The organism is Rhodococcus sp. OK519 (assembly GCF_003051005.1).
Lineage (GTDB): Bacteria > Actinomycetota > Actinomycetes > Mycobacteriales > Mycobacteriaceae > Prescottella.
Map to the genome: position 1 here is coordinate 1,107,833 of NZ_QAOW01000001.1, position 24,421 is coordinate 1,132,253.

The window sequence follows — 24,421 nt, forward strand, 5'->3', positions numbered from 1 at the left end:
GCGGTGAGCAGCCGGGAGTCGGCTCTCGACCTGAGGCTGGTCCCGGCAGCCGCTGCCTGCTGGGGAGCGACGCTGCTCGGCCTACACGGCGGTTGGCGTACGGCCGCCGTCGCCGCGGGTGTGCTCGGGGCGGTCGGCATCGCTTCGGCAGCGTTGGTCGCACGTGGCCGCCGCGGTGCGGGCGGGTCGGGGCGCCCGCTGCCGATCCTCGCCGTGGGTATCGTCGCGGCCGCGCTGATCGGCGCCGGGTTCGCGGCGGCGATCGCGGTCCGTGTCCATGCGGTCACGGTGCACCCACTCGCGGCGACCGCGCGGGAGGGTAGATCTGCGACGCTGTCGGTCGTCCTCGACGACGATCCGAAGCTATTGCGCGGTAAAGGTTTCGGCGGTACCCAGCAGGTCCTGATCCGCGCGTCGTTGCGGTCGGTCGTGGGTGGCGACGGCGGCACCCGGGTCGGCGGAAAGGTACTGATGTTCGCCGACGCACCGGACTGGGAGGGGATCCTGCCGGGACAGCAGGCGACGGTGCGCGGGAAACTGGACACGCCGGAGCGCAGCGATCTGACGGTCGCGGTGGTCCGCGTGACCGGTCCGCCCACCGACGTGGGTGCACCGCCGGCGGTGCAGCGATGGGCCGGGGCGATCCGTCAGGGGTTGTCGACGGCGTCGGCCGCCGGACTGGGGTCGGACGCGGCGGGACTGCTCCCCGGTCTCGTCGTGGGCGACACCTCGGCACTGCCCTCGGAGGTGAAGGACGAGTTCACCGCCGCCGGACTCTCACATCTCACGGCCGTCTCGGGCGCGAACATCACGATCGTGTTGGGCGCCGTTCTGCTGCTCGTGCGCGGCGCCGGGATCGGTCCACGCACCGGGGCGCTGCTCGCCGGATTGGCGTTGGCGGCGTTCGTCGTCGTCGCGCGGCCGTCGCCGAGTGTGCTGCGCGCCGCCGCGATGGGGTGCGTCGCGCTGCTGGCGCTCGTCACCGGCCGGCGGAAGCAGGCCGTCCCGGCCCTCGCCGCATCGGTGATCATCCTGCTCGCCGTGTCTCCTTCCTTGGCAGTCGATTTCGGCTTCGCGCTCTCGGTTGCGGCGACGGCCGGGCTGGTTCTGGTCGCGCCGGTGATGGTCGAACGCCTGACAGGTCGGGGGTGGCCGCGGTGGCTCGCGGAGATGTGCGCCGTCGCCGTCGCGGCCTTCGTGTTGACCGCGCCGCTGGTCGCCGCGATGGCGGGTACCGTCAGCGTCGTCTCGATCGTCGCCAACGTGCTGGTCGCCCCAGTCGTCGCGCCGATCACCGTCGTCGGCGCCGTGACCGCAGTGCTTGCGTCGGTGTGGGCGCCCGCGGCTGCGGTGGTGGTCCGGCTCGCGGCACCACCATTGTGGTGGCTACTCGAGGTCGCGGATCGGTCGGCGGCGGTACCGGGAGCGGTCCTCGCCGTCCGCGACGGAGCCGTCGGTGCCGTGATCGTGACGATCGGCGTGGCGGTCGCGGCACTCGCGGTTCGTCACCGCTGGTCCCGCCGAATGCTGTTGGCGCTCACGATCGGTGTGGCCGCGGTGTGGGTGCCGACCCGGTTCCATCAGCCCGGCTGGCCCGCGCCGGGCTGGGCGCTTGCGGCGTGCGATGTCGGGCAGGGTGACGGGCTGGTTCTGTCCGCCGGTGGACGCCGGGGCGTGGTGGTGGACGTGGGGCCGGAACCCGGGCCCGTCGACCGGTGCCTGCGAAGTCTCGGGATCGACGAGGTGGCACTGGTGATCGTCACGCACCTGCATGCGGACCACTACGGCGGCCTGGACGCGGTGCTCCGGGGGAGAGCGGTCGGCGCGGTCGCGATCGGCCCGGGGAGCCTGCCGGACGGCGGATTCCGGTTCGTCTCGTCGGCGGCCGCCCGCGCCGACGTTCCGTTGGTGCGGATCGTGCCGGGACAGGAGTTGACGGTGGGCCCGGTGCGGTTGACCGTGCTCGGGCCGCTGCTCCCCGAACCCCGGACATCGGACGCCGCGGAGGACGGCGCCAACGACGCATCCCTCGTACTGATGGCGCACACCGCGGCGGGCAGCATCCTCCTCACGGGCGACGTGGAAGAACCCGGGCAACGCGCGCTGCTGCGGTCAGGCTTATCGCTGCGCGCGGACGTGCTCAAGGTCCCGCACCACGGATCCCGCACGACGAGCCCCGACTTCCTCGCCGCGGTCCGGCCGCGGGTCGCGATCGTCAGTGTCGGTGCAGACAACACGTTCGGGCACCCGAATCCCGGGATCGTGCAACGGCTCGAGGCCCTCGGTACTGTCGTCGTGCGCACCGACCGGAGCGGGGACGTCGCGATCACCCGCTCCGGGTCCGGGGCACTTGCCGTGGTCGGCCATTCTCGTGGGACCATCGTGCAGTGAGCACCTCAACGCGGCCCGATCCGCTCCACCTCGTCCTGGGCGACGAGGAACTGTTGGTCGAGCGTGCGGTGGCCTCCGTGGTCGCGGCCGTGCGGGCCGCGGCAGGAGCGGCGGGCGGCGACATTCCGATCTCGCGGCTGCGCGCCGGTGACACGAGTGCCCCCGAGCTGGCGGAGCTGTTGAGCCCGTCATTGTTCGCCGAGGATCGTGTGGTGGTCCTCGAGGCCGCCGCGGAGGCCGGTAAGGATGCTGTCACGCTCGTGCAGGACGCCGCCGCGGACCTCCCCGAGGGCGTCGTGCTGATGGTGCTGCACTCGGGTGGCGGTCGCGCGAAGGCGATGGCGGGAGTGCTGCAGAAGTCCGGTGCCGCCGTGCACCAGTGCGCCAAGCTCAAGGCCGGCGAGCGGATCGAGTTCGTCCGTGGCGAGTTCCGGACCGCCGGTGTGCGGGTGTCGCCCGAGGTGCTGGAACTGGTCGTCGAGGCCGTCGGTTCGGATCTGCGTGAGCTCGCGGCCGCGAGCTCGCAACTCGTCGCCGACACCGGCGGAAAGATCGATGCCGGCGCCGTGCAGCGCTACTACTCCGGCAAGGCGGAGGTGTCAGGCTTCGACGTCGCGGACAAGGCGGTGGCGGGGGACAGGCGCGGTGCGATGGAGGCGCTGCGCTGGGCCATGCACCGCCGTGTCCCGCACGTGCTGCTCGCCGACGCGCTCGCGGACGCCGTCCACACCATCGCGCGGGTCGGATCGGCCGGGCGCGGAGACCCGTTCCGGATGGCGTCCGACCTGGGCATGCCGCCGTGGAAGATCAAGAAGGCGCAGGGCCAGGCGCGCGGCTGGGATCCGGCGTCGATCGGTGAGGCACTGCAGGTGGTCGCGAAGCTCAACGCCGACGTCAAGGGGCAGGCCGCGGACGCCGACTATGCGGTCGAGTGGGCCGTCCAGCGGATCGTCGACCTCCACGGGGGAAACTGACGCGCGCGGGGCCTGACGACTGCCGCCGCGATCGACTCGATAGCGAAACGAGAAAGAACCCCCGATCACCGATCGGGGGTTCTTTCTACAGAGCTTGCGACGGCGGAACCGTCAGAAACTTGTCAGAGAGTGTTGGCGACCTTCGCGAGCGCCGACTTCTTGTTGGCGGCCTGGTTGGCGTGGATGACGCCGCTGCTGGCTGCCTTGTCGAGCTTGCGGCTGGTGGAGACGAGGAGCTCGCCGGCCTTGTCCTTGTCACCGGCTGCCGCGGCCTCGCGGAAGGAGCGGATCGCGGTGCGAAGCGCCGACTTGACCGACTGGTTGCTGAGTCGGTTGCGCTCGTTGGTGCGGATTCGCTTCACCTGGGACTTGATGTTGGCCACGCGTAAAATCCTGTCGTCTTTGCTGGTTACTGTCGGAAAGCTCTGGGCGCACGAATGCGCCGACTGACGACGTTACCAGTAGCCGTGCTGCAATCTCAAACCGGCGGCCGTCCAGGGCTTGTCGAACGGTACCTCGTGTGGCAGCGATCGGGCGATCGGGGTGGTTCGATTCCGGTTCCTCCCGCGCGCGCGTATCGGCTCGTCCGCGGAAAGGGAACGCGCGCATATCGATTCGGACTCGCGCCCGGCGGAAACTGCCGAAAAGAGACCAGCTTGTACGTAAAGTCCCGATCGAACGGCACAGATTCTCTGCGGGTTCGGAAGGTGGGTGTATGTCAACAGCACAGGAGATTGCGGAGAAGGAAGAGATCTCCGATCTCAAGAAGTATCTTGCCGAAGGTGCCGGAACCTTCGTGCTGGTGTTCGCCGCGATCGGTACCGCGGTCTTCTCCGGGACCGCGGTCGGCCAGTTGGGGATCGCGCTGGCGTTCGGCCTGACGCTGATGTTCCTGGTCTACGCGATCGGCCCGATCTCGGGTTGTCACGTCAACCCTGCGGTGACGCTGGGGCACTTCATTCTCGGCCGTGTGTCTGCTGCCAAGGCGGGCTATTACGTGCTGTCTCAGGTCATCGGAGGGCTCGTCGCGGGTTTGGCGGTGTACGCGATCGCGCAGAGCATGCCCGGCTACGACCGTCGGGAGGACGGGCTCGCCGCGAACGGGTGGGGCGTCCACAGCCCGTCGGCCCAGTCGGGCCCGCTCGGCAAGGTCATCGAGTCCGGCTACGGCATAGGCGCGGCGATGACGGTCGAGGTCATCCTCACCGCGCTGCTGGTGTTCGTCGTACTCGCTTCGACCGACCAGCTCTCCGACCTTCCTCTCGCAGGCGTGTCGATCGGTTTCACTCTGGCGGTAATCCACCTGATCTCGATCCCGATCGACAACACGTCCGTCAACCCGGCCCGCAGCCTCGCTGTCGCGCTGTACCAGCCCGGCGCGCTGGGGCAGGTGTGGCTGTTCATCATCTTCCCGCTGATCGGAGGCGCGCTGGGTGCCCTGATCTACCGGGCGCTGTTCGGCCGGTACAACAGGCTGAACGACTGATCTGTACAGACAACCGCGGGCCCGGCATGCGATTCGTGCCGGGCCTGCGGTCGTCTGTTCTGTCAGTGCGAGCTAGTGCCAGCTGTACTCGGCACGCAGTCGCGCGGCCACCTTCTCGAACCGCGGCTGGTCCAGGACCGCGCCCTCGCGGCGGATGCCAGCCTCGGGCACGTCGAGCACCCGGTCCAGCCGGACCCAGCTCGGCCTGTTCTCCGCATCCCACGTGCCGGCGCCGAGGGCCATCCAGTTCGGCTCGTCGTCGCGATCGCCGTTGGAGGAGAGCATGAGGCCGAGCAGGGTGTTGCCGTCGCGGCCCACCACCAACACGGGTCGGTCTTTGCCCTGACCCGGATCCTCCTCGTAGGTGACCCACGTCCAGACGATCTCGCCCGGATCGGCGCGCCCGTCCAGGTCCGGGGAGTACTCGACTTTGCGGGCACGATGCGCCGACGGCGACGTCCTGCGCGACACAGGGCGTCCCGGCTCGAAGCCCGCCGGCGTGCCGGCGATTGCCTCGGTCGCTCGTTTGACTGCGGTGGTGTTCTGGAGCTGTCGCAGCAACTTCGGGCCCTGCGCGACGGCGAGATCCCCGAGTTTTCTGCCGATGCTGCCCCACGTGCTCGCCATGGGATCCGAGCTTAGCGGCGGAGGCCGCCATCGCCTGGAAGTGAGAGAAGAATCGGACACGGAGGCCATGTGGTTCGCTGACCAACGGAAAGTCAGCCCCTTCGCTTCTGGCCGGAGCGGAGGATCTCATCGGTACGCTCGCGGGCATGGGTGGGGCCGTGTTGGTGCTGATCGCCATGATCGGTCCGTTGGTGCTGTTCGGGTGGGCGGCTGTTCGGGCGAAGCACCGCGGGCTCGGGGGGTCGTTCGTCGGGCCGTTTCAGGAGATGTTCGATCCCGGCGCGGCGAGAGCACTGATCGTCGTCGAGGAGATGGTGGGACTGCCGGATCCCGCGGACTCCGGCGACTCGGACAATGACGACGATGTGCCGTACACGGCGGTGTACGAGGGCGTTCGGCTCTCCATCGACGCTGACAATGCTCCGCGGCGCAGAGGCGACGGGACCACCGAGCGAGTGGGGTGAGCGCCCGCTCGGTCAAGCTCTGGTGACGCCGGTCCTGACGCACCCGCGTTCCTCGAACGGACGTCCCAGATGTCGCGGTCATCGAGATCGCGGCGACCACATTCGCGTCCTGGCGATGGCACGGCGCTGGAAGCGGTTGCGGCGTCACTTCGGTATCCCCACGGCGTAAGCGCTTCAGCGAAGCAATTGCTCTTGACCGGAACGTCGCTTCCCGAGCCGTCGAAGTCGGCCACATACGGCTCCCCAGGCCCGAAGCTTGTGAAGGACGCGCCGGTCCCGGCGGCGGCTCACTACCTCGGTCACAAGTCACCGGCCGTGACCCTGGATGTGTACGCCCACCGGTGTCCAAGGGATGATGGGAGGGCACGGGACGCAGTCGATGCGATCCTGGTGCGGGACCAGTGCGGGACGGGCGACCGGACCGGGTCGATGTCAGTGCGCGAGTGAGACGAGGGAATTGGGCTTGAGCAGCAACTTTGCGGAGAAGACGTTCACGGATCCGTCGAAGATCCGGAACTTCTGCATCATCGCGCACATCGACCACGGCAAGTCGACGCTGGCCGACCGGATGCTGCAGCTCACCGGAGTCGTCGAGGAGCGGGCGATGCGCGCGCAGTACCTCGACCGTATGGACATCGAGCGCGAGCGCGGCATCACCATCAAGGCGCAGAACGTGCGTCTGCCGTGGACGGTCGAGAACGAGGACGGCACGACCGAAGAGATCGTCCTGCACCTGATCGACACGCCCGGTCACGTCGACTTCACCTACGAGGTCTCGCGCGCGCTCGAAGCCTGCGAGGGTGCTGTGCTGCTCGTCGACGCCGCGCAGGGCATCGAGGCCCAGACCCTGGCCAACCTGTACCTGGCGATGGAGAAGGACCTCACCATCATCCCGGTGCTCAACAAGATCGACCTGCCGGCCGCCGACCCCGAGCGGTACGCCGCCGAGATCGCGCACATCGTGGGCTGTGAGCCCGGGGACGTGCTGCGGGTCTCCGGTAAGACCGGCGTCGGTGTGAAGGAACTGCTCGACGAGGTCGTCCGGGTCGTTCCCGCCCCGGTGGGCGACGCGGACGGTCCGGCACGAGCGATGATCTTCGACTCCGTGTACGACTCGTACCGCGGCGTCGTCACGTACGTGCGCGTGGTGGACGGCAAGATCCGTCCCCGCGAGAAGGTCACCATGATGTCGACCGGCACCACGCACGAACTGCTCGAGGTGGGAATCATCTCCCCCGAGCCCAAGGTCACCACCGGCCTGGGTGTCGGGGAGGTCGGCTACCTGATCACCGGCGTCAAGGACGTGCGGCAGTCGCGGGTCGGCGACACGGTCACCACCTTCCGCAACGGCGCGTCCGAGCCGCTGACCGGTTACCGCGACCCCAAGCCGATGGTCTACTCCGGCCTGTACCCGATGGACGGTTCCGACTACCCGGTGCTGCGTGACGCCCTGGACAAGCTGCGGCTCAACGACGCGGCGCTGGCCTACGAGCCGGAGACCTCGGTGGCACTCGGTTTCGGCTTCCGCTGTGGCTTCCTCGGCCTCCTGCACATGGAAATCACCCGGGACCGACTCGAGCGCGAGTTCGGCCTCGACCTGATCTCGACCGCGCCCAACGTGGTGTACCGAGTGGTGATGGAGGACGGCGTCGAGCACGAGGTGACCAACCCGTCGTACTGGCCGGAGGGCAAGGTCCGCGAGGTGTACGAGCCGATGGCCAAGTGCACCGTCATCGCACCGAGCGAGTACACCGGCGCGATCATGGAGCTGTGCCAGTCCCGACGTGGTGAGCTCGGTGGGATGGACTATCTCTCGGAGACCCGCGTCGAGCTGCGCTACACGCTGCCGATGGGCGAGATCATGTTCGACTTCTTCGACGCCCTCAAGTCGCGGACCAAGGGATACGCGAGCCTCGACTACGAGGAGTCCGGTGAGGCGCAGGCCGCGCTGGTGAAGGTGGACATCCTGCTGCAGGGCGAGGCCGTCGACGCGTTCAGTGCGATCGTGCACAAGGACGCCGCGTTCGCCTATGGCAACAAGATGACGACCAAGCTGCGCGAGCTCATCCCGCGTCAGCAGTTCGAGGTGCCAATCCAGGCCGCGATCGGAGCGAAGATCATTGCGCGCGAGAACATTCGCGCAATCCGCAAGGACGTGCTCGCGAAGTGCTACGGCGGCGACATCAGCCGTAAGCGCAAGCTGCTCGAGAAGCAGAAGGAGGGCAAGAAGCGGATGAAGACGATCGGTCGCGTCGAGGTCCCGCAGGAAGCCTTCGTTGCGGCGTTGTCGAACGAGGCTGTGGCGGACAAGCCGAAGGGCAAGTAGGGGGACAGTCGATGATCAGCACCTGGTTGACCCGTGAACTCGGGTTGGAGATGCCGATCATCGGCGCCCCGATGGGCGGGCGCGCCGGCGGCCGCCTCGCGGGCGAGGTCACGCGGGTCGGCGGCCTGGGCCTGCTGGGCGCCGCGCGCTACGCCACGCCCGAGTGGATCGCCGAGGAGTCGGCGATCGCCCGGGAACTCGGCGGCGGACTGCTCGGCATCGGCCTGATGACGTGGTCGCTGGACGTCGACGACACCCTGCTCGCGGCCGCTCTCGCGGAGAAACCACGAGTCGTGTCGCTGTCGTTCGGTGACCCTGCCCCTTACGTCGAGCGCGTCCATGCCGCGGGTGCCCTCGCCGTCTCGCAGGTGAACACGCTCGACGACCTGCGGGTCGTCGAGCGGGCCGGAGTCGATTTCGTCATCGCCCAGGGCGGCGAGGCGGGCGGCCACACCGGACGCATCGGCACCCTGCCCCTGCTGCAGGAAGTGCTGGACGCCACGAGTCTTCCCGTGCTCGCTGCCGGTGGCATCGGGACCGGACGCGGCCTGGCCGCCGTCGTCGCGGCCGGTGCGGAGGGCGCCATGATCGGCACCGCGCTGCTGGCGAGTCCCGAGACGATCGGTCCGGAGTACGCACGTCGGAAACTCATCGAGGCAGGCAGCGCCGACACCGTCTACACGTCGGTCTTCGACCAGGCCCGCGATCAGCCGTGGCCGCAGCGTTGGGGCGGCCGGGCCCTCGCCAACGACTACACGGCCCAGTGGCACGGGCAGGGTGCGGACAACGAAACCCTCTCCGCGGCCTACGATCCCGCTGATTCGCAGCAGGGCGTGGTCTACGCGGGCGAGGTGGCGGGCCTCGTGACGTCGGAGCGACCGGCGGGCGAGGTGGTGCGCACCATCGCGGCCGACGCCGAGCGCCTGCTCCGCCGTACCTACTGACGCCGCCGGACTACTCGGGGCGGTGACAGACCGCCTCGACGTTGTTGCCGTCGGGATCGCGCACGAACGCGCCGTAATAGCCGGGGTGGTACTCGGGCCATTCGCGCGGGTGGTGCAGTACTTCGGCGCCCATCGAGACTGCGGCTGCGAAGAAGGCGTCGACGGCGGCGCGGGTGTCCGCGGCGAAGGCGACGTGGTTCTCGCGGAAGCCCGCGTCGGTGGGAGCCAGTGGGCTGATCCAGAAGTCCGGGTGCGGCGGTACGCCGTAGCCGATGACCCCGGGGGCGGGTTCGAGGATCCGCTTTCCACCGAGCGTGGCGAGGACGGTGTCGTAGAACGCGGCGCCGGCCTCGATGTCGGCGCATTGAATTCCCAGGTGATCCATCATGCGCCGATCGTGACACAGGACACCGACATGCGTGGTCGATCGATCCAGGTCAGGAGGGCCCGTGGGCGGGTTGGAAGGTTCCCGTCGCGCCGGACTCCTCGGCGCGGATGACGTGGACGACGGCGTTGATGAGCGCCAGGTGGGTGAACGCCTGGGGGAAGTTTCCCAGGTGCCGGCCTGTCTTGGGGTCGATCTCCTCGGCGTACAGCTTGAGCGGGCTCGCGAACGCGAGTAATCGTTCGCACAACTGCTTGGCCCGCTCGACTTCTCCGATCTCGACGAGCGCCGAGACCAGCCAGAACGAGCAGATCGTGAACGTGCCCTCCTTTCCGGACAGTCCGTCGTCGGTCTCCTCGACCCGATACCGCAGCACCAAGCCGTCCTCGGTGAGTTCGTCGGCGATCGCCAGGACCGTGGCGCGGATGCGGGCATCGTCGGCGGGCAGGAACCGCAGCAGCGGGGCGAGTAGGAGCGACGCGTCCAGGGCGCGGTGCCCGTACCGCTGGACCAGCACCCCGCGCTCGTCGACCCCGTTTTCGAGAACGTCCGCCTTGACCTCCTCCGCGATCTCGGCCCACTGCGCCGCGTAGGCCTTCTCTCCGTGCAGTGTGGCGAGTTTGGCGCCGCGGTCGAGTGCCACCCAGCACATGATCTTCGACGACGTGAAGTGCTGGGGTTCGCCCCGTACTTCCCAGATTCCGCGGTCCGCCTGGCGCCAGTTCTCGACCACCTCCTCGACCTGCCGTTTGAGGAGCGGCCACAGGGTCTCGGGAACCTGGTCGCGGGAGCGGACGTGCAGGTACACCGAGTCGAGCATCGTGCCCCAGATGTCGTGCTGGTTCTGGTTGTAGGCGCCGTTGCCGATTCGGACGGGGCGGGCTCCGTCGTAGCCCTTGAGGTGACTCAACTCCTCTTCGACGAGCGTGTGCTCGCCTCCGACGCCATACATCACCTGCAGTGGTGCGGGGTCGCCGTCGTCGGACTTGGACGCGTCGAAGATGAAGGAGAAGAAGTCGTTGGCCTCCCGATCCAGCCCGAGGGTGTACAGGCCCCACAGGGCGAAGGTGGAATCCCGCACCCACGCGTATCGGTAGTCCCAGTTGCGTTCGCCGCCCGGCGTTTCGGGTAGCGACGTGGTGGGTGCGGCCAGCAGTGCGCCGGTCGGTGCGTAGGTGAGGCCCTTGAGGGTGAGCGCGCTGCGCTGCAGGTGTCCGCGCCACGGGTGATCCGGGAAGCGTCCGATCGTGACCCACTGGCGCCAGCATTCGGTGGTCTGCCACATCTTGTCGGCGGCCTCCGCGAAGGTCTGCGGCGCGGGCAGATCGGACCACGACAGGGCGACGAAGGCGTTGTCGCCCTCCACCATCCGGGTGCGGGCGCGGGCCTCGCGGCCCTCGAGCCCGAGCCTCAGGTTCGACGTCAATCGCAACGTCGGGTGCTCGCCGGGCGAGGAGGTGTGGCACGTCGCGGTGGCCTCCTCGTACACCTTGCCCGTGTACTCCCACCGTGCCGGCGCGCGGTGGTAGTCGAAGGCGGGTTCGCAGCTCATCTCGAGTTCGACGGTTCCGCTCACGCACTTCACCGTCCGCAGCAAGATGTGCTCGGCGTCCCAGTCCGAGGGTGTGCGCCGACGCGTCGACGAGCGCTGTTCGTTGGCGTGCCACCGGCCCATCACGAGGGCGTCCCGCACGATCAGCCACCCGGTTTGTGTCTGCCAGGTGGTTTCCAGGATCAGCCCACCCGGGAGGTAGCGCCGCGCGGCCGGCACGTTCTGGCCGTAGGGGCCGATCCGGAAGTGCCCGGCACTGCGATCGAGGATCGACCCGAAGACGCTGGGGGAGTCGGGGCGGGGCACGCACATCCACTCCACGGCCCCGTTGCGGGCGATCAGGCAGTTGGTCTCGCAGTCCGAGAGGAACGCATAGTCGTCGATCGGGGGGTAGATGCTGCGGTGCTCCGGCGCGACCTCGTCGGAGTCCCCCATCGGGGTGGTGACGGACTGCTCGGCCTGAGACGTCATCCCCTCATCATCGACCCGGGTGTCCGTCGCCGTCCACACTTCGCCGGAGCCGCCAGTGGAGCGGTGGTGTTCGCCGCAGAACCAGGCGTCTGTTACTGTCTGCGGCGTGTCTGCTGCCACCTCCCACCGCGTCCGCCATGAATTGGCGTTGATTGCCGTCGGCGATCTGGCAGTTGCCGACATTCATTGTCGCTGATGCCATTCTCGGCGTTCATCTTTCGTCGAATCCAGCCCGGAGCCTGACCTTTCGCCATACCTCGACCTGTGGCGCACTGGTGGCGTGCCGTGTGCGTGGTTCGTCCCGAACGTCGCTTCGACTCAGGACATTCGTCCGATCTCCGTATGTTCGGTCCGGCAAGTGCCGGGCCCATCCCGTGTGGCATCACCTTCATCCGTGAGCCTGCCAGGAAGGCAATTCCCATGAGGCACCGTTCTCGTTCGTTCCTGACCGCCCTCGTCGCCGTCGGCGCCGTCACACTGTCCGCGTGCGGCGGCGGTTCGAGTGACGTGGTCGGCGGCACCGAGGCCGCCGACGGTAGCGGCGGCACGATCAACCTGTTCGCCTACGCGGTGCCGAAGCCCGGGTTCGACAAGGTCACCGCGGCGTTTGCCGAGACCGAGGAGGGCAAGGGGGTGCGCTTCAACCCGTCGTACGGCGCCTCGGGTGATCAGTCGCGCAAGGTCAAGGACGGCGCCCAGGCCGACTTCGTGAACTTCTCCGTCGAACCCGACATCACCCGCCTCGTCGATGCCGGACTGGTCGACGAAGGCTGGAACCAGGACGCCTACAACGGGATTCCGTTCGGTTCGGTCGTCACGATCGTTGTCCGCGAGGGAAATCCGAAGAATATCCAGGACTGGGACGACCTGCTGCGGCCGGGCATCGAGGTGGTCACCCCGAACCCGTTCAGTTCCGGGTCCGCAAAGTGGAACCTGTTGGCGCCGTACGCCGCCAAGAGTGACGGTGGTAAGGATCCGCAGGCCGGCCTGGACTACCTCGACAAGCTTGTGGGCGAGCACGTGAAGGTGCAGCCGAAGTCGGGACGTGAGGCGACCGAAACGTTCCTGCAGGGCACCGGTGACGTTCTGCTGAGCTACGAGAACGAGGCGCTGTTCACCGAGCGCAACGGTGATCCGGTGGAGCACGTCACGCCGCCGACGACCTTCAAGATCGAGAACCCGGCCGCGGTGATCGCGAACAGCCCGAACGCTGCCCAGGCCACGGCGTTCCGTGACTACCTGTACACGGCCGACGCACAGCGTCTGTGGGCCGAGGCGGGATTCCGTCCCGTCGATCCGGCCGTTGCAGCGGAGTTCGCGGCCGACTTCCCCCAGCCGCAGAAGCTGTGGACCATCGCCGACCTGGGCGGCTGGTCGACCGTGGACGCCCAGTTGTTCAAGCAGGGCACCGGCAGCATCGCCGCCATCTACGAGAACGCCACCAAGTAGGGGCCGCCGACCTGAACCGGTGACCGGATGCGGCGAGCACTGCGCCGTGTTCGGTCACCGCTTCACCAGCGGCTAGGGTGGTCGGGTGGATCAAGTCGCGAATTGGTGGGACGGCGCCGAACTGTGGATCGCCGGCCTGCCGTTCATCCCCCAGGTGCTCCTGGTGCTCGCGGTGATGATCCCGGCCTGTTTCGGTATCGCCTGGATGCTCGACCGTGTGTTGTCTGCGGTCTTCGCAGCGGTCGGTCGTGCCGAACCTGTCGAGTCGGTTGTCTGCGCGGACGCGCGTACGAAGGTGGAGGGTTCCTGAATGCCGCGCTCACGCGTGACCCTGGCGCTGATCGCGCTGATCGTCTTGGTCGTCGTCGCCTGGTACTTCACGCGCTGACCTGGGCCCTCGCCCGCTGCTCGACCGTTCCACTCTGTGGTCCGGCAATTCGGATGACGCTCCGGTGCTCTGCTAAAGTCTGCCGCGTGTCTGTAGTCGTCGCCCACCAGGTCCGCCATGAACTGGCGTTGATCGCTGTCGGCCGACTCGCAGTGGCCGACATCGACTGTTGTTGATTCCCGCATCGGTGTTCGCCCCGTCGTGATCCTCGCGTTCTTTTCGTAACGCGTAACTCCCGCTCCGCCTGTTCGGTGCCGACGTGTGCCGCGAACTCCTCTGCGCCCTCGGGGCCTCCGCTGTCCGACCGTCCGGTCGGTTCGATCCTGCGTGAGTCCTTCTGCATCTGCCGGCTCTGTAGGAAGGTAAACCCGTATGAAGTATCGGTCCCGCTCGCTCCTGACCGCGCTCGTCGCGGTCGGGACGTTTGCACTTGCCGGGTGCAGCGGCGGCTCGAGTGACGTCATGGGTGGCGGTGAGGTCGGTGCCGACGGCAGCGGCGGCACCATCAACCTGTTCGCGTACGGCGTGCCCAAGCCCGGCTACGACAAGGTCACCGCGGCGTTCGCCGAAACCGACGTGGGCGGCGGTGTGCGCTTCAACCCGTCGTACGGCGCCTCGGGTGACCAGTCGCGCAAGGTCAGGGACGGCGCGCAAGCCGACCTGGTGAGCTTCTCGGTCGAGCCGGAGATCACCCGCCTCGTGGAGGCGGGACTGGTGGACGGCACCTGGAACGAGAACGAGTACGGCGGTGTCCCTTTCGGCTCCGTGGTGACGCTCGTTGTGCGTGAGGGAAACCCGAAGAACATCCAGGACTGGGACGACCTGCTGCGGCCGGGCGTCGAGGTGGTCACTCCCAATCCGTTCAGTTCCGGGTCGGCGAAGTGGAACCTGTTGGCGCCGTATGCCGCCAAGAGCGACGGCGGCAAGCATCCGCAGGCCGGTCTCGACTACCTCGACGAGCTTGTGGGCGAGCACGTGAAGGTGCAGCCGAAGTCGGGACGTGAGGCGACGGAGATGTTCCTGCAGGGCACCGGTGACGTGCTGCTCAGCTACGAGAACGAGGCGCTGTTCACCGAACGCAAGGGTGATCCGGTGGATCACGTGACCCCGCCGGTGACGTTCAAGGTGGAGAACCCGGTCGCGGTGGTCTCGACAGGCCGGAACGCATCGACCGCGGTCACCTTCCGTGACTTCCTCTATACGCCTGCGGCCCAACGGCAGTGGGCAGCAGCCGGGTTTCGGCCCGTCGATCAGGCCGTCATGGCCGAGTTCGCCGCCGACTTCCCGCCGCCGCAGACGCTGTGGACCATCGCCGACCTCGGCGGGTGGGACGCCGTCGACCAGGATCTGTTCGAGCAGGACTCGGGCCGGATCGCCGCCATCTACGAGAACGCGACGAAGTGATGACGACAGTGACGACTCAGCCGACGCAGCAGTCGGCGCAGACACCACCCGCGAGGCCCAAGCCACGCTTCCGGCGCAAGTTCGCGGTCACCGGTGCCGTCGGTCCGCTGGGGATCGGCGTTGCGGCGCTGTGGCTCAGCGTCATCGTGCTGCTGCCGCTGGCGGCACTGACGGTGACGTCGTTCGAGGACGGGTGGTCCGGGTTCTGGGATGCGGTGACCGCGCCCGCTGCCTTGGCGTCGCTCCGTGTGACGATCCTGGTGTCGGTGATCGTCGCGCTGATCAACGTGGTGATGGGCACCCTGATCGCGTGGGTGCTGGTGCGCGACGAGTTCCCGGGCAAACGAATCGTGAACGCGCTCATCGACCTCCCGTTCGCGTTGCCGACCATCGTCGCCAGCATCGTGCTGCTGTCGTTGTACGGCCCGCAGAGCCCGATCGACGTGCACCTCAACGCGACCCGGCCCGGCCTGATCGTCGCGCTCGCGTTCGTGACGCTGCCGTTCGTGGTCCGGTCGGTGCAGCCCGTTCTGATCGAGGCCGACCGTGAGGTCGAGGAAGCCGCGGCGTCGCTCGGCGCGAACAACTGGACGATCTTCCGTCGCGTGGTGCTGCCGACCCTGGCGCCGGCGGTCATCGGCGGTGCGGGTCTGGCATTCGCCCGCGCGATCGGTGAGTACGGATCGGTGGTGCTGATCGGCGGCAACATCCCGCGCGAGACCCAGGTGGCGCCGCAGTTCATCCAGCAGCAGATCGAGATCGACCGTCAGGTCAGTGCAGCCTCGGTGTCGGTGGCCCTGCTGGCGATCGCATTCGCAACGTTGTTCGTGCTGCGCCTCTTCGCCTCGCGCAACCAGCGTCGAGAGGAGAAGGCGCTGTGAAGATCTCACCGTGGGCGCGGATCAGCCTGCGTACCATCGTCCTTGCGTACCTGTTCGTACTTCTGATCGTCCCGATCGGCGTGATCCTGTTCCGCACGTTCGAGAACGGCTTCGTCGCGTTCTATCACGCGATCAGTACCCCGGCCGCGATCTCGGCGCTCAACATGTCGCTGCTCATCGTCGCGATCGTCGTACCGCTCAACGTCGTGTTCGGCATCGTCACGGCACTGGCGCTCGTGCGCGGGCGCTTCCCAGGACGCGGTGTGCTGCAGTCGGTGGTCGACCTGCCGTTCGCGGTGTCGCCCATCGTCGTCGGCGTCTCTCTGATCCTGCTGTGGGGTGCCAACGGGTGGTTCGGCGGCGTGGAATCCCTCGGCTTCAAGGTGATCTTCGGGTTGCCGGGCATGGTGATCGCCACGATCTTCGTGACACTGCCGTTCGTGGTGCGGGAGGTGGAGCCGGTGCTGCACGAGATCGGGGACGAGCAGGAACAGGCCGCGGCCACGCTCGGTGCGTCGAAGTGGCAGACCTTCTCCCGGATCACGCTGCCGGCGATCCGCTGGGGCCTGACGTACGGCGTGGTACTCACGGTGGCCCGCGCGCTCGGTGAGTTCGGTGCGGTCATCATGGTCTCGTCCGGCATCCCAGGCCAGTCGCAGACGCTGACACTGCTCGTGCACTCCCGATACATCGACGACCACAACACTTTCGGGGCCTACGCCGCGGCGACACTGCTGATGTCGATCGCAGTGCTGGTCCTCCTCCTGATGACTCTGCTCGACCGTAAGAGGAGCGCGACATGATCACCGTGACCGGGGCCCGCAAGAACTACGGCGATTTCGCCGCGCTCGACGACGTCACCCTCGACATCCCGTCGGGCTCGCTCACGGCTCTGCTCGGGCCCAGTGGTTCGGGTAAGTCGACGCTGCTGCGATCCATCGCGGGGCTCGAACAGCCCGACTCCGGGACCATCATGATCGCGGGCAAGGACGTCACCGGGGTGCCGCCGCAGAAGCGCGACATCGGGTTCGTGTTTCAGCACTATGCGGCGTTCAAGCACATGACCGTCCGCGACAACGTCGCGTTCGGTCTCAAGATCCGCAAGCGGCCCAAGGCCGAGATCGCGAAGAAGGTCGACGACCTGCTCGAGATCGTCGGGCTCGGTGGCTTCCAGCACCGCTATCCGGCGCAGTTGTCCGGCGGTCAGCGTCAGCGCATGGCGCTCGCCCGGGCGCTCGCGGTCGATCCGCAGGTGCTGCTTCTCGACGAGCCGTTCGGCGCGCTCGATGCGAAGGTGCGTGACGACCTCCGCACTTGGCTGCGCCGCCTGCACGACGAGGTCCACGTGACCACTGTGCTCGTCACGCACGACCAAGAGGAGGCGCTCGACGTCGCCGACCGGATCGCGGTGCTCAACCGGGGGCGGATCGAGCAGGTCGGTACCCCTCAGGAGCTGTACGACACCCCGGCCAACGACTTCGTGATGTCGTTCCTCGGCCCGGTCGCCCGGCTCAACGGCCAGTTGGTGCGCCCGCACGATCTGCGTCTGGACCGCAACCAGCTACCGCAGTCGTTCGCGGCCACCGTCTCCCGCGTCGTGCACCTCGGCTTCGAGGTCCGCGTCGAGCTGCAGCCCAAGACGGGTGCCCAGGAGCTGTCCGCGCAGATCACCCGCAGCGACGCCGAGGCTCTCGGCCTGCGTGAGGGTGAGACCGTGTACGTCCGTCCGAGCGACATCACGGCCTGACACCGCACTCGACAGAGGCCCGGTCCCTTTCGGGGACCGGGCCTTCGTCGTCACACCGCGCGAACGTTCAGGGGAGCACCGTCCATGCACTCACGCAGTGGTACGCGCGGTCCTGGTACACCAGCGGAGCGGCGAGTGAGGCGGCATCGCGCACTTCGTCGACTGCGGCGGTGACGACCAATGCCGACCCGACCTCGGTGCGGGTCAATGGGGAGCAGCGCAACACCGTCCCTGTGCCCTCCAGGAGCGGCTCACCGGAGTCGAGCGGGGACCACGCGGTGCCGACACCGAATCGGTCGGTGTCGGATGTCGCGAACCGACGGGCGAGTGCGAGGTTGTCGGCGGTGAGCAGGTGCACGAGAAGACTCCGTGCGGAGCCGATCTCCGCGGCGGAACCCCGCAGCGACTGCAGCGAGAAGCCGAGCACCGCAGGGTCCGCGGAGACCGACGCGACGGACGACGAGGTGATTCCGACCGGACCGGTGCGGCCCAGGGCGGTGATGATCGCGACGCCGGCGGGATGTCCCCGGAACGCGTGGCGGAACCGGTCGCCGAGCCGTGTCGTCGGTGCTGCGGTCGTCAAGGAGGGGCCCTTCGCCGGGAGATTTCGTACAACCCCGACGCTAGAACCTCGAGTTGACTCGAGGTAAAGCGAATGTGGTCGACGCCACGGGTCCGGCTCCCTACGATGGCTCGCATGACCTCACCCCGCGACAGTGCCCGTTCGGGCGACCTCCCTGCCGGGATCGGACGTCCGGCCACCCGCGCGCTCGAGCAGGCCGGCATCACCACGCTCGACGCCGCCGCCGGTCACTCGGCGAAGGAACTGCTCGCCCTCCACGGCGTGGGACCCAAGGCGATCCGTGTGCTCACCGCATCGCTCGGTGAACGAGGCCTGCACATCCGTTCCGAGAACTCCGAGGGGTGACGCGATGACCAAATACCTGATCTCGTTCCCGAGCAGCGCCATGGTCGTTTCCGAGGAGGACCTGCCGGCGGTATCGGATGCGTCGCACGCCGTGGTGGAGGAGGCGAAGGCCGCCGGCGTCTGGGTGTTCGGCGGCGGAATCGACGAGAGCGTTCCGCCGGTCCTTGTCGACGGGGACGGCACGGTGACCGAGGGCACGTACCCGCAGACGAAGCAGCTCGAGGGCGGCTACGCGGTGCTGGAGGTACCTTCCCGTGCAGCGGCATTGGAGTGGGCCGCGAAGCTCGCCGTCGCGTGCCGATGCGCGCAGGAGGTACGCGCGTTCGGGTACGACCCCGCCAGCTGAAGCAGCGTGACCTCGCAGGGACTCGTAGTCGGCTTCGATGCTCCCTAGGCCGAGAGCCGTGTCCGGGTCTCCGCGATCACGGCGGCGTCGTACCGGTCGAGGGCCACGTCGGCGACGTGGTGGTGTGCGCCGATGGTGTCGGCGAAAATGGTGTCGGGAGCGGCCTGTAGCGCCGCAGCCCCGAGCCGGTCGGTCAGACGTCCGGGTGCCAGGAACCACGGTGCGATCACGATGCGCTCGACGCCTCTCGAGCGCAGCAGTGAGATTGCCTGTCCGACGGTCGGTTCGGCGGACGTAGCGAAGCAGACGGTCGTCTCCGACCATCGGGTGCCCTCGGCGAGGACCGAGGTGAGGGCACGGGTGCGATCGTTCGCCCGGGCGTCGGAGGAGCCGACGGCGGCGAGGACGACACCGGTGCGGGTGTCGTCGGTGGTGACCCCGGTCGCGACGATCCGGTCCCGCACGGCGGCGACGAGACGGCGGTCGTGACCCAGGACCTCGGACTGGACGATCGCCAGCTGCGGATGGCGCCGGCGGGCGGCCGCGAGGATGCCCGGCAGATCTACACGGGCATGGAACGCGCTGCCGAGCAGCAGGGGCACCACCACCGCAGCGGAATGCCCCTCCGCGGCGACGGCGTCGACCACCTGGTCGACGGACGGTGCATTCAGATCGAGGAAGCACAGCCGGACGTCGAGGTCCGGCCGCCGTGCGCGGATCGCCGCCACGGCCGCCGTGACCACCCGAGCGGATCGGGGATCACGGCTGCCGTGTGCGACAGCGATCATCGGCGTCACAGTGTCAGACCCGCTCGCCGAGTTCGACGGCCGCGATGGCATCGCCGACGAGTCCGGCCGCGAGCGTGTTGCCGCCGGCCGGGTCGATCAGCAGGAAGCAGCCGGTGTGCCGGTTGACGGTGTAGTCGTCCGCGACGATCGGCTCCGCGACGCGCACCGAGATCTTGCCGATCTCGTTGAGCTCGAGCGTCTCCGGGCTCTGCTCGGACGTCAGTTCCTGCTCGTCGAGGCGCTCGACGAGCGATCCGACGATCGCCTGCGTGGTGCGGGTGCCGTGCTTGAGTAGCAGGCGGGCGCCCGGACGCAGCGGCTTCTCGGCCAGCCAGCACACGGTGGCGTCGAACTGGTCGATCGGTTCGGGGGCCCCGGACGGTGCGGCGATGGTGTCACCGCGGGAGACGTCGACATCGTCGGCGAGCACCAGCGTCACGCTGCGGCCCGCGTGGGCGACATCGAGTTCACCGTCGGCGGTGTCGATGCGGGAGACCGTGGTCCGGGTGCCGGACGGCAGGATCACGACCTCGTCGCCGGGCACGACCGAACCGGCCGCTACCTGACCCGCATAGCCGCGGTAGTCGGGGAAGTCGGCGGTGCGGGGGCGGATCACGTACTGGACCGGGAAGCGTAGTCCGATCGGTTGCCCGTCGCGCTTTTCCTGGCTGTCGCTGTCCACGGGCACAGACTCGAGGTGCTCGATCAACGTCGGGCCGTCGTAGAACGGAGTGTTCTCCGACCGCACCGCCACGTTGTCGCCGTGGAGCGCCGAGACCGGGATCTCGCGAACGTCTTCGGCGGCCCAGCCGAGCGAGCCGGTCAGCGAACGGAACTCGGCGGAAATGTCGGCGAACACCTGCGCCGGATCATCGACGAGGTCGATCTTGTTGACCGCCAGCACCAGTCGCGGCACACCGAGCAGCGCCAGCACCGCGGCGTGCTTGCGGGTCTGCGAGATGACGCCCTTGCGTGCGTCGACCAGCAGGATCACCAGCTGCGCCGTGGACGCGCCGGATACGGTGTTGCGGGTGTATTGCACGTGCCCCGGCGTGTCCGCAAGGACGAACGTACGACGGGGGGTCGCGAAGTAGCGGTACGCGACGTCGATCGTGATGCCCTGCTCGCGCTCGGCGCGCAGGCCGTCGACCAGCAGCGACAGGTCGGGGGTGGACAGGCCCTTGTCGACCGACGCGCGGGTGACGGCGTCGATTTGGTCGGCCAGAACGGATTTGGTGTCGTACAGCAGTCGGCCCACGAGAGTGGACTTGCCGTCGTCGACGCTGCCCGCGGTAGCGAGTCTCAGCAAGTCGCTCATGATCAGAAGTAGCCCTCTCGCTTGCGGTCTTCCATGGCCGCTTCGGAAACTCGGTCGTCGCCGCGGGTGGCGCCGCGCTCGGTCAGTCGGGACGCCGCGACCTCGGCCAGGATGGCCTCGTTGTCGGCGGCCTCGGACAGCACCGCGCCCGTGGTCGAGCCATCACCGACGGTGCGGTAGCGCACCGAGAGCGTCTGCAGCTCTTCGCCTTCGGCCGGACCTCCCCATACGCCCGGGGTCATCCACATGCCGTCACGCTGGTACACCGGACGCTGGTGGGCGTAGTAGATGCTCGCCAGTTCGACGTTGTCGCGCGCGATGTAGCGCCAGATGTCGAGTTCGGTGAAGTTGCTGAGCGGGAACACCCGGACCTGCTCGCCGGGGGAGTGCCGCCCGTTGTACAGGTTCCACAGTTCGGGACGCTGACGCTTGGGATCCCACTGGCCGAATGCGTTGCGCAGCGAGAAGATCCGCTCCTTGGCGCGGGCCCGCTCCTCGTCGCGGCGCGCACCGCCGAACACGGCGTCGAACCGGTTCTCGGCGATCGCGTCGAGCAGTGGCACGGTCTGCAACGGGTTGCGGATGCCGTCGGGGCGCTCGGTGAGGCGGCCGTCGGCGAGGTAGTCCTCGACCTTGGCCACGTGCAGGCGCAGGTTGTACTTCGCGACGACGTGATCGCGGAAGTCCAGCACCTCCTGCAGGTTGTGCCCGGTATCGACGTGCAGCAGCGCGAACGGCAGCGGTGCGGGCCAGAACGCCTTGATCGCCAGGTGCAGCAGCACCGTCGAGTCCTTGCCGCCCGAGAACAGGATCACGGGCCGCTCGAACTCGCCGGCCACCTCGCGGAAAATGTGGATGGCCTCGGACTCGAGAGCGTCGAGAGTGTCGAACTTGCTGCCGTCGAGCTGAAGTCGCGGCTCGGCGAGTGAGATGTCGATTGTCATGAGGCGTGCAACCCGCATTCTGTCTTGGCGGAACCGGCCCACCGACCGCTACGCGGATCGGCGCCGGGGAGTGGTTTGACGGTGCAGGGTGCGCACCCGATGGACGGATATCCCTCGTCGACGAGCGGATTCACCAGAATCGAGTGCTCGTCGATGTAGGCCTGCATGTCGTCGTCCGACCATGCGGCGATGGGATTGATCTTCACCAGACCGAACGCCTCGTCGAAGGAGATCAACGGTGCGTTCGCCCGGGTGGGGGCCTCGACCCGGCGGATGCCGGTGACCCACGCCCGGTAGTTCTTCAGCGTCGCGGTCAGCGGCGCCACCTTGCGCAGCGCGCAGCACCGGTTGGGCTCGCGGGCCCACAGGTCCTTGCCCTCGGCCGCGTCCTGCTCGGCGACACTGATCTCGGTCTGCGCGTTGATGACCTTGACGCCGTACACCTGCTCCACCGCGTCGCGGGTGCCGATGGTCTCGGGGAAGTGGTAGCCGGTCTCCAAAAAGAGCACGTCCACGCCCGGATGAACCTGTGCGGCAAGGTGAACGAGCACCCCGTCCTGCATGTTCGAGGCCACGATGTAGCCGTTGCGATGCCCTGTCGCTTCGCTCGTCCCGCCACCGAAGGTGTCCTCGGTCCATTGCAGCAGTTCCTGTGCCGACGCGCCGTCCAGCTCGGCTGCGCCCTGCGCGGCAAGTGCCCGGAGCTCGTCCTGGGTTGCCGTCGTGATGTCGACCGTCAACGCAAATCCCCCTCGTCTGCTCGAATTGCCCACTGTGCGAAGCGTTCTCCCTCGGCGCGGTGCTTCACGAAATTACGCACCACGCGGTCGATGTAGTCACCGAGCTCGTCGCTGGTCACCTTGTGCTGGCGCAGTTTCCGGCCGAACGCGCTGTCGAGCCCGAGGCTGCCGCCCAGGTGCACCTGGAAGCCCTCGACCTGCTTGCCGTCGCCGTCGTCGACCAGCTGGCCCTTGAATCCGATGTCGGCGATCTGGGACCGTCCGCACGAGTTGGGGCAGCCGTTGATGTTGATCGTGATCGGGACGTCGAGCTGCGCATTGATGTCCGCGAGCCGCTCCTCGAGTTCCGGCGCGAGCACCTGCGACCGCTTGCGGGTCTCCACGAACGACAGCTTGCAGAACTCGATGCCGCTGCAGGCGAGCAGGTTCCGGCGCCAGTGCGACGGCCGGGCGTGCAGGCCGAGCGGTTCGAGGTCGGCGATCAGCTTCTCGACCTGGTCGTCGGGCACGTCGAGCACGATCAGCTTCTGGTACGGCGTGAAGCGGATCCGGTCGGAGCCGACGGCCTCGACCGCGGCGGCCACCTTGGTCAGGATGGTGCCCGACACGCGGCCGGCGATGGGGGAGAACCCGATCGCGTTGAGGCCGTTGCGCAGCTTCTGAACCCCGATGTGGTCGATCGGGCGCTCAGGCTTCTCCGGCGCGGGGCCGTCGATCAGCTTGCGCTTGAGGTACTCCGTCTCGAGAACCTCACGGAACTTGTCGATACCCCAGTCCTTGATCAGGAACTTCAGCCGCGCCTTGGCGCGCAGGCGGCGGTAGCCGTAGTCGCGGAAGATCGCGAGCACGCCTTCCCACACGTCCGGCACCTCGTCGAGCGGCACCCACACACCGACGCGCTGCGCCAGCATCGGATTGGTCGACAGGCCGCCGCCCACCCACAGATCCAGGCCCGGGCCGTGCTCGGGGTGGTTCACGCCGACGAACGCGACGTCGTTGATCTCGTGCACCACGTCCTGCTGGCCGGAGATCGCGGTCTTGAACTTGCGCGGCAGGTTCGAGTACTGCGGGTCGCCGATGTAGCGGCGGACGATCTCGTCGATCGCCGGGGTGGGGTCGAGGACCTCGTCGAACGACTCGCCGGCCAGCGGTGAGCCCAGCACGACGCGGGGGCAGTCGCCGCAGGCCTCGGTGGTCTTGAGGCCGACGGCCTCGAGTCGCTGCCAGATCTCCGGGACGTTCTCGATCTCGATCCAGTGGTACTGGACGTTCTCGCGGTCGGACAGGTCGGCGGTGTCACGCCCGAACTCGGTCGAGAGTTCGCCGACCGTGCGCAACTGCGCGACGCTCAGGGCGCCGGCGTCGCAGCGCACCCGCATCATGAAGTACTTGGCCTCGAGCAGGTCGATGTTCTCGTCGCCGGTGAAGGTGCCGTCGTAACCCTCTTCGCGCTGGGTGTACAGGCCCCACCAGCGCATCCGGCCACGCAGGTCGGCCTTGTCGATGCTGTCGAATCCCTGCTTCGAGTAGATGTCCTCGATCCGAGCCCGGACGTTGAGGGGGTTGTCGTCCTTCTTGATCTGCTCGTTCGCGTTGAGCGGCTCACGGTAGCCGAGGGCCCACTGGCCCTCGGACACCCGCTTCTTCGGGCGGGCAGCGCGGGCTCCGGCGGGCGGGCTCGTCGTGGAATCGGCGTCGGTGGTCGACGTCATGGGTGCTCCTGAAATTCGTGAATCCCACGGTGCACCGGTCGAAGACATGGGGAGGAGGGCTGTTTCCTCGCGGGGTCGTCCTCGGCCGGCCGGGATCAGCGGGGGCTATCGGGGGAGACGAACGCAGGCGGGCGTTGCTGCTTCGAGGCAGGGAAC

General features: G+C 68.1%; 26 protein-coding genes. 16 read left to right on the forward strand and 10 right to left on the reverse strand.

Annotation, left to right across the window (positions count from 1 at the left end; genetic code table 11):
* Window positions 1-3 precede the first annotated feature (3 nt).
* On the forward strand, window positions 4-2,391 hold the full coding sequence (locus tag C8K36_RS05195; protein ID WP_107983290.1) for a DNA internalization-related competence protein ComEC/Rec2: 2,388 nt from the start codon (window positions 4-6) through the stop codon (window positions 2,389-2,391).
* Window positions 2,388-3,365: a DNA polymerase III subunit delta gene (holA, locus tag C8K36_RS05200; RefSeq protein ID WP_107983291.1), complete on the forward strand. Its 978-nt coding sequence runs from the start codon at window positions 2,388-2,390 to the stop codon at window positions 3,363-3,365. The genes C8K36_RS05195 and holA overlap by 4 nt, the downstream gene beginning before the upstream one ends.
* 122 nt (window positions 3,366-3,487) lie before the next feature.
* Here holA and rpsT read toward each other — a convergent pair whose 3' ends face one another.
* The gene (gene rpsT / locus C8K36_RS05205; protein WP_107983292.1) at window positions 3,488-3,748 is read right to left on the reverse strand and encodes a 30S ribosomal protein S20; all 261 of its coding nucleotides are present in this window, start codon (window positions 3,746-3,748) and stop codon (window positions 3,488-3,490) included.
* 332 nt (window positions 3,749-4,080) lie between these two features.
* Between rpsT and C8K36_RS05210 the strand changes: the two genes are divergently transcribed.
* Window positions 4,081-4,851 (forward strand): aquaporin, encoded by a 771-nt coding sequence (locus C8K36_RS05210; RefSeq protein ID WP_107983293.1) that lies wholly within the window; start codon window positions 4,081-4,083, stop codon window positions 4,849-4,851.
* A 72-nt stretch (window positions 4,852-4,923) separates the two neighbouring features.
* On the opposite strand, the gene C8K36_RS05215 is transcribed toward C8K36_RS05210, so the two are convergent.
* Window positions 4,924-5,478, reverse strand: coding sequence for a type II toxin-antitoxin system PemK/MazF family toxin (locus C8K36_RS05215; protein WP_107983294.1), 555 nt, complete (start codon window positions 5,476-5,478; stop codon window positions 4,924-4,926).
* A gap of 146 nt (window positions 5,479-5,624) precedes the next feature.
* Between C8K36_RS05215 and C8K36_RS05220 the strand changes: the two genes are divergently transcribed.
* The 3 genes from C8K36_RS05220 (at window position 5,625) to C8K36_RS05235 (ending at window position 9,212) form a co-directional block, all read left to right on the forward strand.
* Window positions 5,625-5,942, forward strand: coding sequence for a hypothetical protein (locus C8K36_RS05220; RefSeq protein WP_107983295.1), 318 nt, complete (start codon window positions 5,625-5,627; stop codon window positions 5,940-5,942).
* Between the two features lie 379 nt (window positions 5,943-6,321).
* Window positions 6,322-8,268: a translation elongation factor 4 gene (gene lepA, locus C8K36_RS05230; protein ID WP_420910842.1), complete on the forward strand. Its 1,947-nt coding sequence runs from the start codon at window positions 6,322-6,324 to the stop codon at window positions 8,266-8,268.
* Window positions 8,269-8,279: 11 nt separating this feature from the next.
* Window positions 8,280-9,212, forward strand: coding sequence for an NAD(P)H-dependent flavin oxidoreductase (locus tag C8K36_RS05235; protein WP_107983298.1), 933 nt, complete (start codon window positions 8,280-8,282; stop codon window positions 9,210-9,212).
* Window positions 9,213-9,222: 10 nt separating this feature from the next.
* Here the strand turns inward: C8K36_RS05235 and C8K36_RS05240 are convergent, their stop codons facing one another.
* Window positions 9,223-9,600, reverse strand: a complete 378-nt coding sequence (locus tag C8K36_RS05240; RefSeq protein ID WP_107983299.1) for a VOC family protein — start codon at window positions 9,598-9,600, stop codon at window positions 9,223-9,225.
* Window positions 9,601-9,649: 49 nt separating this feature from the next.
* On the reverse strand, window positions 9,650-11,620 hold the full coding sequence (locus C8K36_RS05245; RefSeq protein ID WP_107983300.1) for a glycoside hydrolase family 15 protein: 1,971 nt from the start codon (window positions 11,618-11,620) through the stop codon (window positions 9,650-9,652).
* A gap of 106 nt (window positions 11,621-11,726) precedes the next feature.
* On the opposite strand from C8K36_RS05245, the gene C8K36_RS25380 reads away from it, so the two are divergent.
* The 8 genes from C8K36_RS25380 to C8K36_RS05275 all read left to right on the forward strand — a co-directional run bounded on the left by C8K36_RS25380 (window position 11,727) and on the right by C8K36_RS05275 (window position 17,489).
* Window positions 11,727-11,816, forward strand: coding sequence for an Ms4533A family Cys-rich leader peptide (locus tag C8K36_RS25380; RefSeq protein WP_420910843.1), 90 nt, complete (start codon window positions 11,727-11,729; stop codon window positions 11,814-11,816).
* A 224-nt stretch (window positions 11,817-12,040) separates the two neighbouring features.
* The gene (locus C8K36_RS05250; RefSeq protein WP_107983784.1) at window positions 12,041-13,069 is read left to right on the forward strand and encodes a sulfate ABC transporter substrate-binding protein; all 1,029 of its coding nucleotides are present in this window, start codon (window positions 12,041-12,043) and stop codon (window positions 13,067-13,069) included.
* A gap of 85 nt (window positions 13,070-13,154) precedes the next feature.
* Entirely contained in the window at window positions 13,155-13,379 is a 225-nt protein-coding gene (locus tag C8K36_RS05255) for a hypothetical protein (RefSeq protein ID WP_107983301.1), read from the forward strand.
* Between the two features lie 131 nt (window positions 13,380-13,510).
* Complete coding sequence (locus C8K36_RS25385) at window positions 13,511-13,633, forward strand: Ms4533A family Cys-rich leader peptide (protein WP_420910844.1); 123 nt, start codon at window positions 13,511-13,513, stop codon at window positions 13,631-13,633.
* A 196-nt stretch (window positions 13,634-13,829) separates the two neighbouring features.
* On the forward strand, window positions 13,830-14,861 hold the full coding sequence (locus C8K36_RS05260; RefSeq protein ID WP_107983302.1) for an extracellular solute-binding protein: 1,032 nt from the start codon (window positions 13,830-13,832) through the stop codon (window positions 14,859-14,861).
* Window positions 14,861-15,742, forward strand: coding sequence for a sulfate ABC transporter permease subunit CysT (gene cysT, locus C8K36_RS05265; protein ID WP_107983303.1), 882 nt, complete (start codon window positions 14,861-14,863; stop codon window positions 15,740-15,742). Before C8K36_RS05260 ends, cysT begins: the two co-directional genes overlap by 1 nt.
* Complete coding sequence (cysW, locus tag C8K36_RS05270; RefSeq protein WP_107983304.1) at window positions 15,739-16,545, forward strand: sulfate ABC transporter permease subunit CysW; 807 nt, start codon at window positions 15,739-15,741, stop codon at window positions 16,543-16,545. The genes cysT and cysW overlap by 4 nt, the downstream gene beginning before the upstream one ends.
* Window positions 16,542-17,489, forward strand: coding sequence for a sulfate/molybdate ABC transporter ATP-binding protein (locus C8K36_RS05275; RefSeq protein WP_107983305.1), 948 nt, complete (start codon window positions 16,542-16,544; stop codon window positions 17,487-17,489). Before cysW ends, C8K36_RS05275 begins: the two co-directional genes overlap by 4 nt.
* A gap of 67 nt (window positions 17,490-17,556) precedes the next feature.
* On the opposite strand, the gene C8K36_RS05280 is transcribed toward C8K36_RS05275, so the two are convergent.
* A complete protein-coding gene (locus tag C8K36_RS05280) occupies window positions 17,557-18,072 on the reverse strand; it encodes a flavin reductase family protein (protein ID WP_107983306.1) in 516 nt (171 codons plus the stop codon).
* 114 nt (window positions 18,073-18,186) lie between these two features.
* On the opposite strand from C8K36_RS05280, the gene C8K36_RS05285 reads away from it, so the two are divergent.
* Window positions 18,187-18,417: a hypothetical protein gene (locus C8K36_RS05285; RefSeq protein WP_301331703.1), complete on the forward strand. Its 231-nt coding sequence runs from the start codon at window positions 18,187-18,189 to the stop codon at window positions 18,415-18,417.
* Between the two features lie 4 nt (window positions 18,418-18,421).
* A complete protein-coding gene (locus C8K36_RS05290) occupies window positions 18,422-18,763 on the forward strand; it encodes a YciI family protein (RefSeq protein ID WP_107983308.1) in 342 nt (113 codons plus the stop codon).
* A gap of 44 nt (window positions 18,764-18,807) precedes the next feature.
* On the opposite strand, the gene C8K36_RS05295 is transcribed toward C8K36_RS05290, so the two are convergent.
* From C8K36_RS05295 to C8K36_RS05315, 5 genes are read right to left on the reverse strand one after another with little or no spacing between them, the layout of a single operon-like run.
* A complete protein-coding gene (locus C8K36_RS05295; protein ID WP_107983309.1) occupies window positions 18,808-19,560 on the reverse strand; it encodes a sirohydrochlorin chelatase in 753 nt (250 codons plus the stop codon).
* 4 nt (window positions 19,561-19,564) lie between these two features.
* On the reverse strand, window positions 19,565-20,869 hold the full coding sequence (locus tag C8K36_RS05300; protein WP_107983310.1) for a sulfate adenylyltransferase subunit 1: 1,305 nt from the start codon (window positions 20,867-20,869) through the stop codon (window positions 19,565-19,567).
* A gap of 2 nt (window positions 20,870-20,871) precedes the next feature.
* Window positions 20,872-21,813 (reverse strand): sulfate adenylyltransferase subunit CysD, encoded by a 942-nt coding sequence (gene cysD / locus C8K36_RS05305; RefSeq protein WP_107983785.1) that lies wholly within the window; start codon window positions 21,811-21,813, stop codon window positions 20,872-20,874.
* The gene (locus tag C8K36_RS05310) at window positions 21,810-22,553 is read right to left on the reverse strand and encodes a phosphoadenylyl-sulfate reductase (protein WP_107983311.1); all 744 of its coding nucleotides are present in this window, start codon (window positions 22,551-22,553) and stop codon (window positions 21,810-21,812) included. Before C8K36_RS05310 ends, cysD begins: the two co-directional genes overlap by 4 nt.
* Window positions 22,550-24,265 (reverse strand): nitrite/sulfite reductase, encoded by a 1,716-nt coding sequence (locus C8K36_RS05315; RefSeq protein ID WP_107983312.1) that lies wholly within the window; start codon window positions 24,263-24,265, stop codon window positions 22,550-22,552. Before C8K36_RS05315 ends, C8K36_RS05310 begins: the two co-directional genes overlap by 4 nt.
* Between the last annotated feature and the right edge of the window lie 156 nt (window positions 24,266-24,421).

Bases quoted from the DNA above. Each gene is read 5' to 3' on its own strand.
- C8K36_RS05210 (WP_107983293.1), top strand. From the start codon at position 4,081: ATGTCAACAGCACAGGAGATTGCGGAGAAGGAAGAGATCTCCGATCTC.
- C8K36_RS05215 (WP_107983294.1), bottom strand. From the start codon at position 5,478: ATGGCGAGCACGTGGGGCAGCATCGGCAGAAAACTCGGGGATCTCGCC.
- C8K36_RS05220 (WP_107983295.1), top strand. From the start codon at position 5,625: ATGGGTGGGGCCGTGTTGGTGCTGATCGCCATGATCGGTCCGTTGGTG.
- lepA (WP_420910842.1), top strand. From the start codon at position 6,322: ATGCGATCCTGGTGCGGGACCAGTGCGGGACGGGCGACCGGACCGGGT.
- C8K36_RS05235 (WP_107983298.1), top strand. From the start codon at position 8,280: ATGATCAGCACCTGGTTGACCCGTGAACTCGGGTTGGAGATGCCGATC.
- C8K36_RS05240 (WP_107983299.1), bottom strand. From the start codon at position 9,600: ATGATGGATCACCTGGGAATTCAATGCGCCGACATCGAGGCCGGCGCC.
- C8K36_RS05245 (WP_107983300.1), bottom strand. From the start codon at position 11,620: ATGACGTCTCAGGCCGAGCAGTCCGTCACCACCCCGATGGGGGACTCC.
- C8K36_RS05250 (WP_107983784.1), top strand. From the start codon at position 12,041: ATGAGGCACCGTTCTCGTTCGTTCCTGACCGCCCTCGTCGCCGTCGGC.
- C8K36_RS25385 (WP_420910844.1), top strand. From the start codon at position 13,511: ATGACGCTCCGGTGCTCTGCTAAAGTCTGCCGCGTGTCTGTAGTCGTC.
- C8K36_RS05260 (WP_107983302.1), top strand. From the start codon at position 13,830: ATGAAGTATCGGTCCCGCTCGCTCCTGACCGCGCTCGTCGCGGTCGGG.
- cysT (WP_107983303.1), top strand. From the start codon at position 14,861: ATGACGACAGTGACGACTCAGCCGACGCAGCAGTCGGCGCAGACACCA.
- C8K36_RS05275 (WP_107983305.1), top strand. From the start codon at position 16,542: ATGATCACCGTGACCGGGGCCCGCAAGAACTACGGCGATTTCGCCGCG.
- C8K36_RS05285 (WP_301331703.1), top strand. From the start codon at position 18,187: ATGACCTCACCCCGCGACAGTGCCCGTTCGGGCGACCTCCCTGCCGGG.
- C8K36_RS05290 (WP_107983308.1), top strand. From the start codon at position 18,422: ATGACCAAATACCTGATCTCGTTCCCGAGCAGCGCCATGGTCGTTTCC.
- C8K36_RS05300 (WP_107983310.1), bottom strand. From the start codon at position 20,869: ATGAGCGACTTGCTGAGACTCGCTACCGCGGGCAGCGTCGACGACGGC.
- cysD (WP_107983785.1), bottom strand. From the start codon at position 21,813: ATGACAATCGACATCTCACTCGCCGAGCCGCGACTTCAGCTCGACGGC.
- C8K36_RS05315 (WP_107983312.1), bottom strand. From the start codon at position 24,265: ATGACGTCGACCACCGACGCCGATTCCACGACGAGCCCGCCCGCCGGA.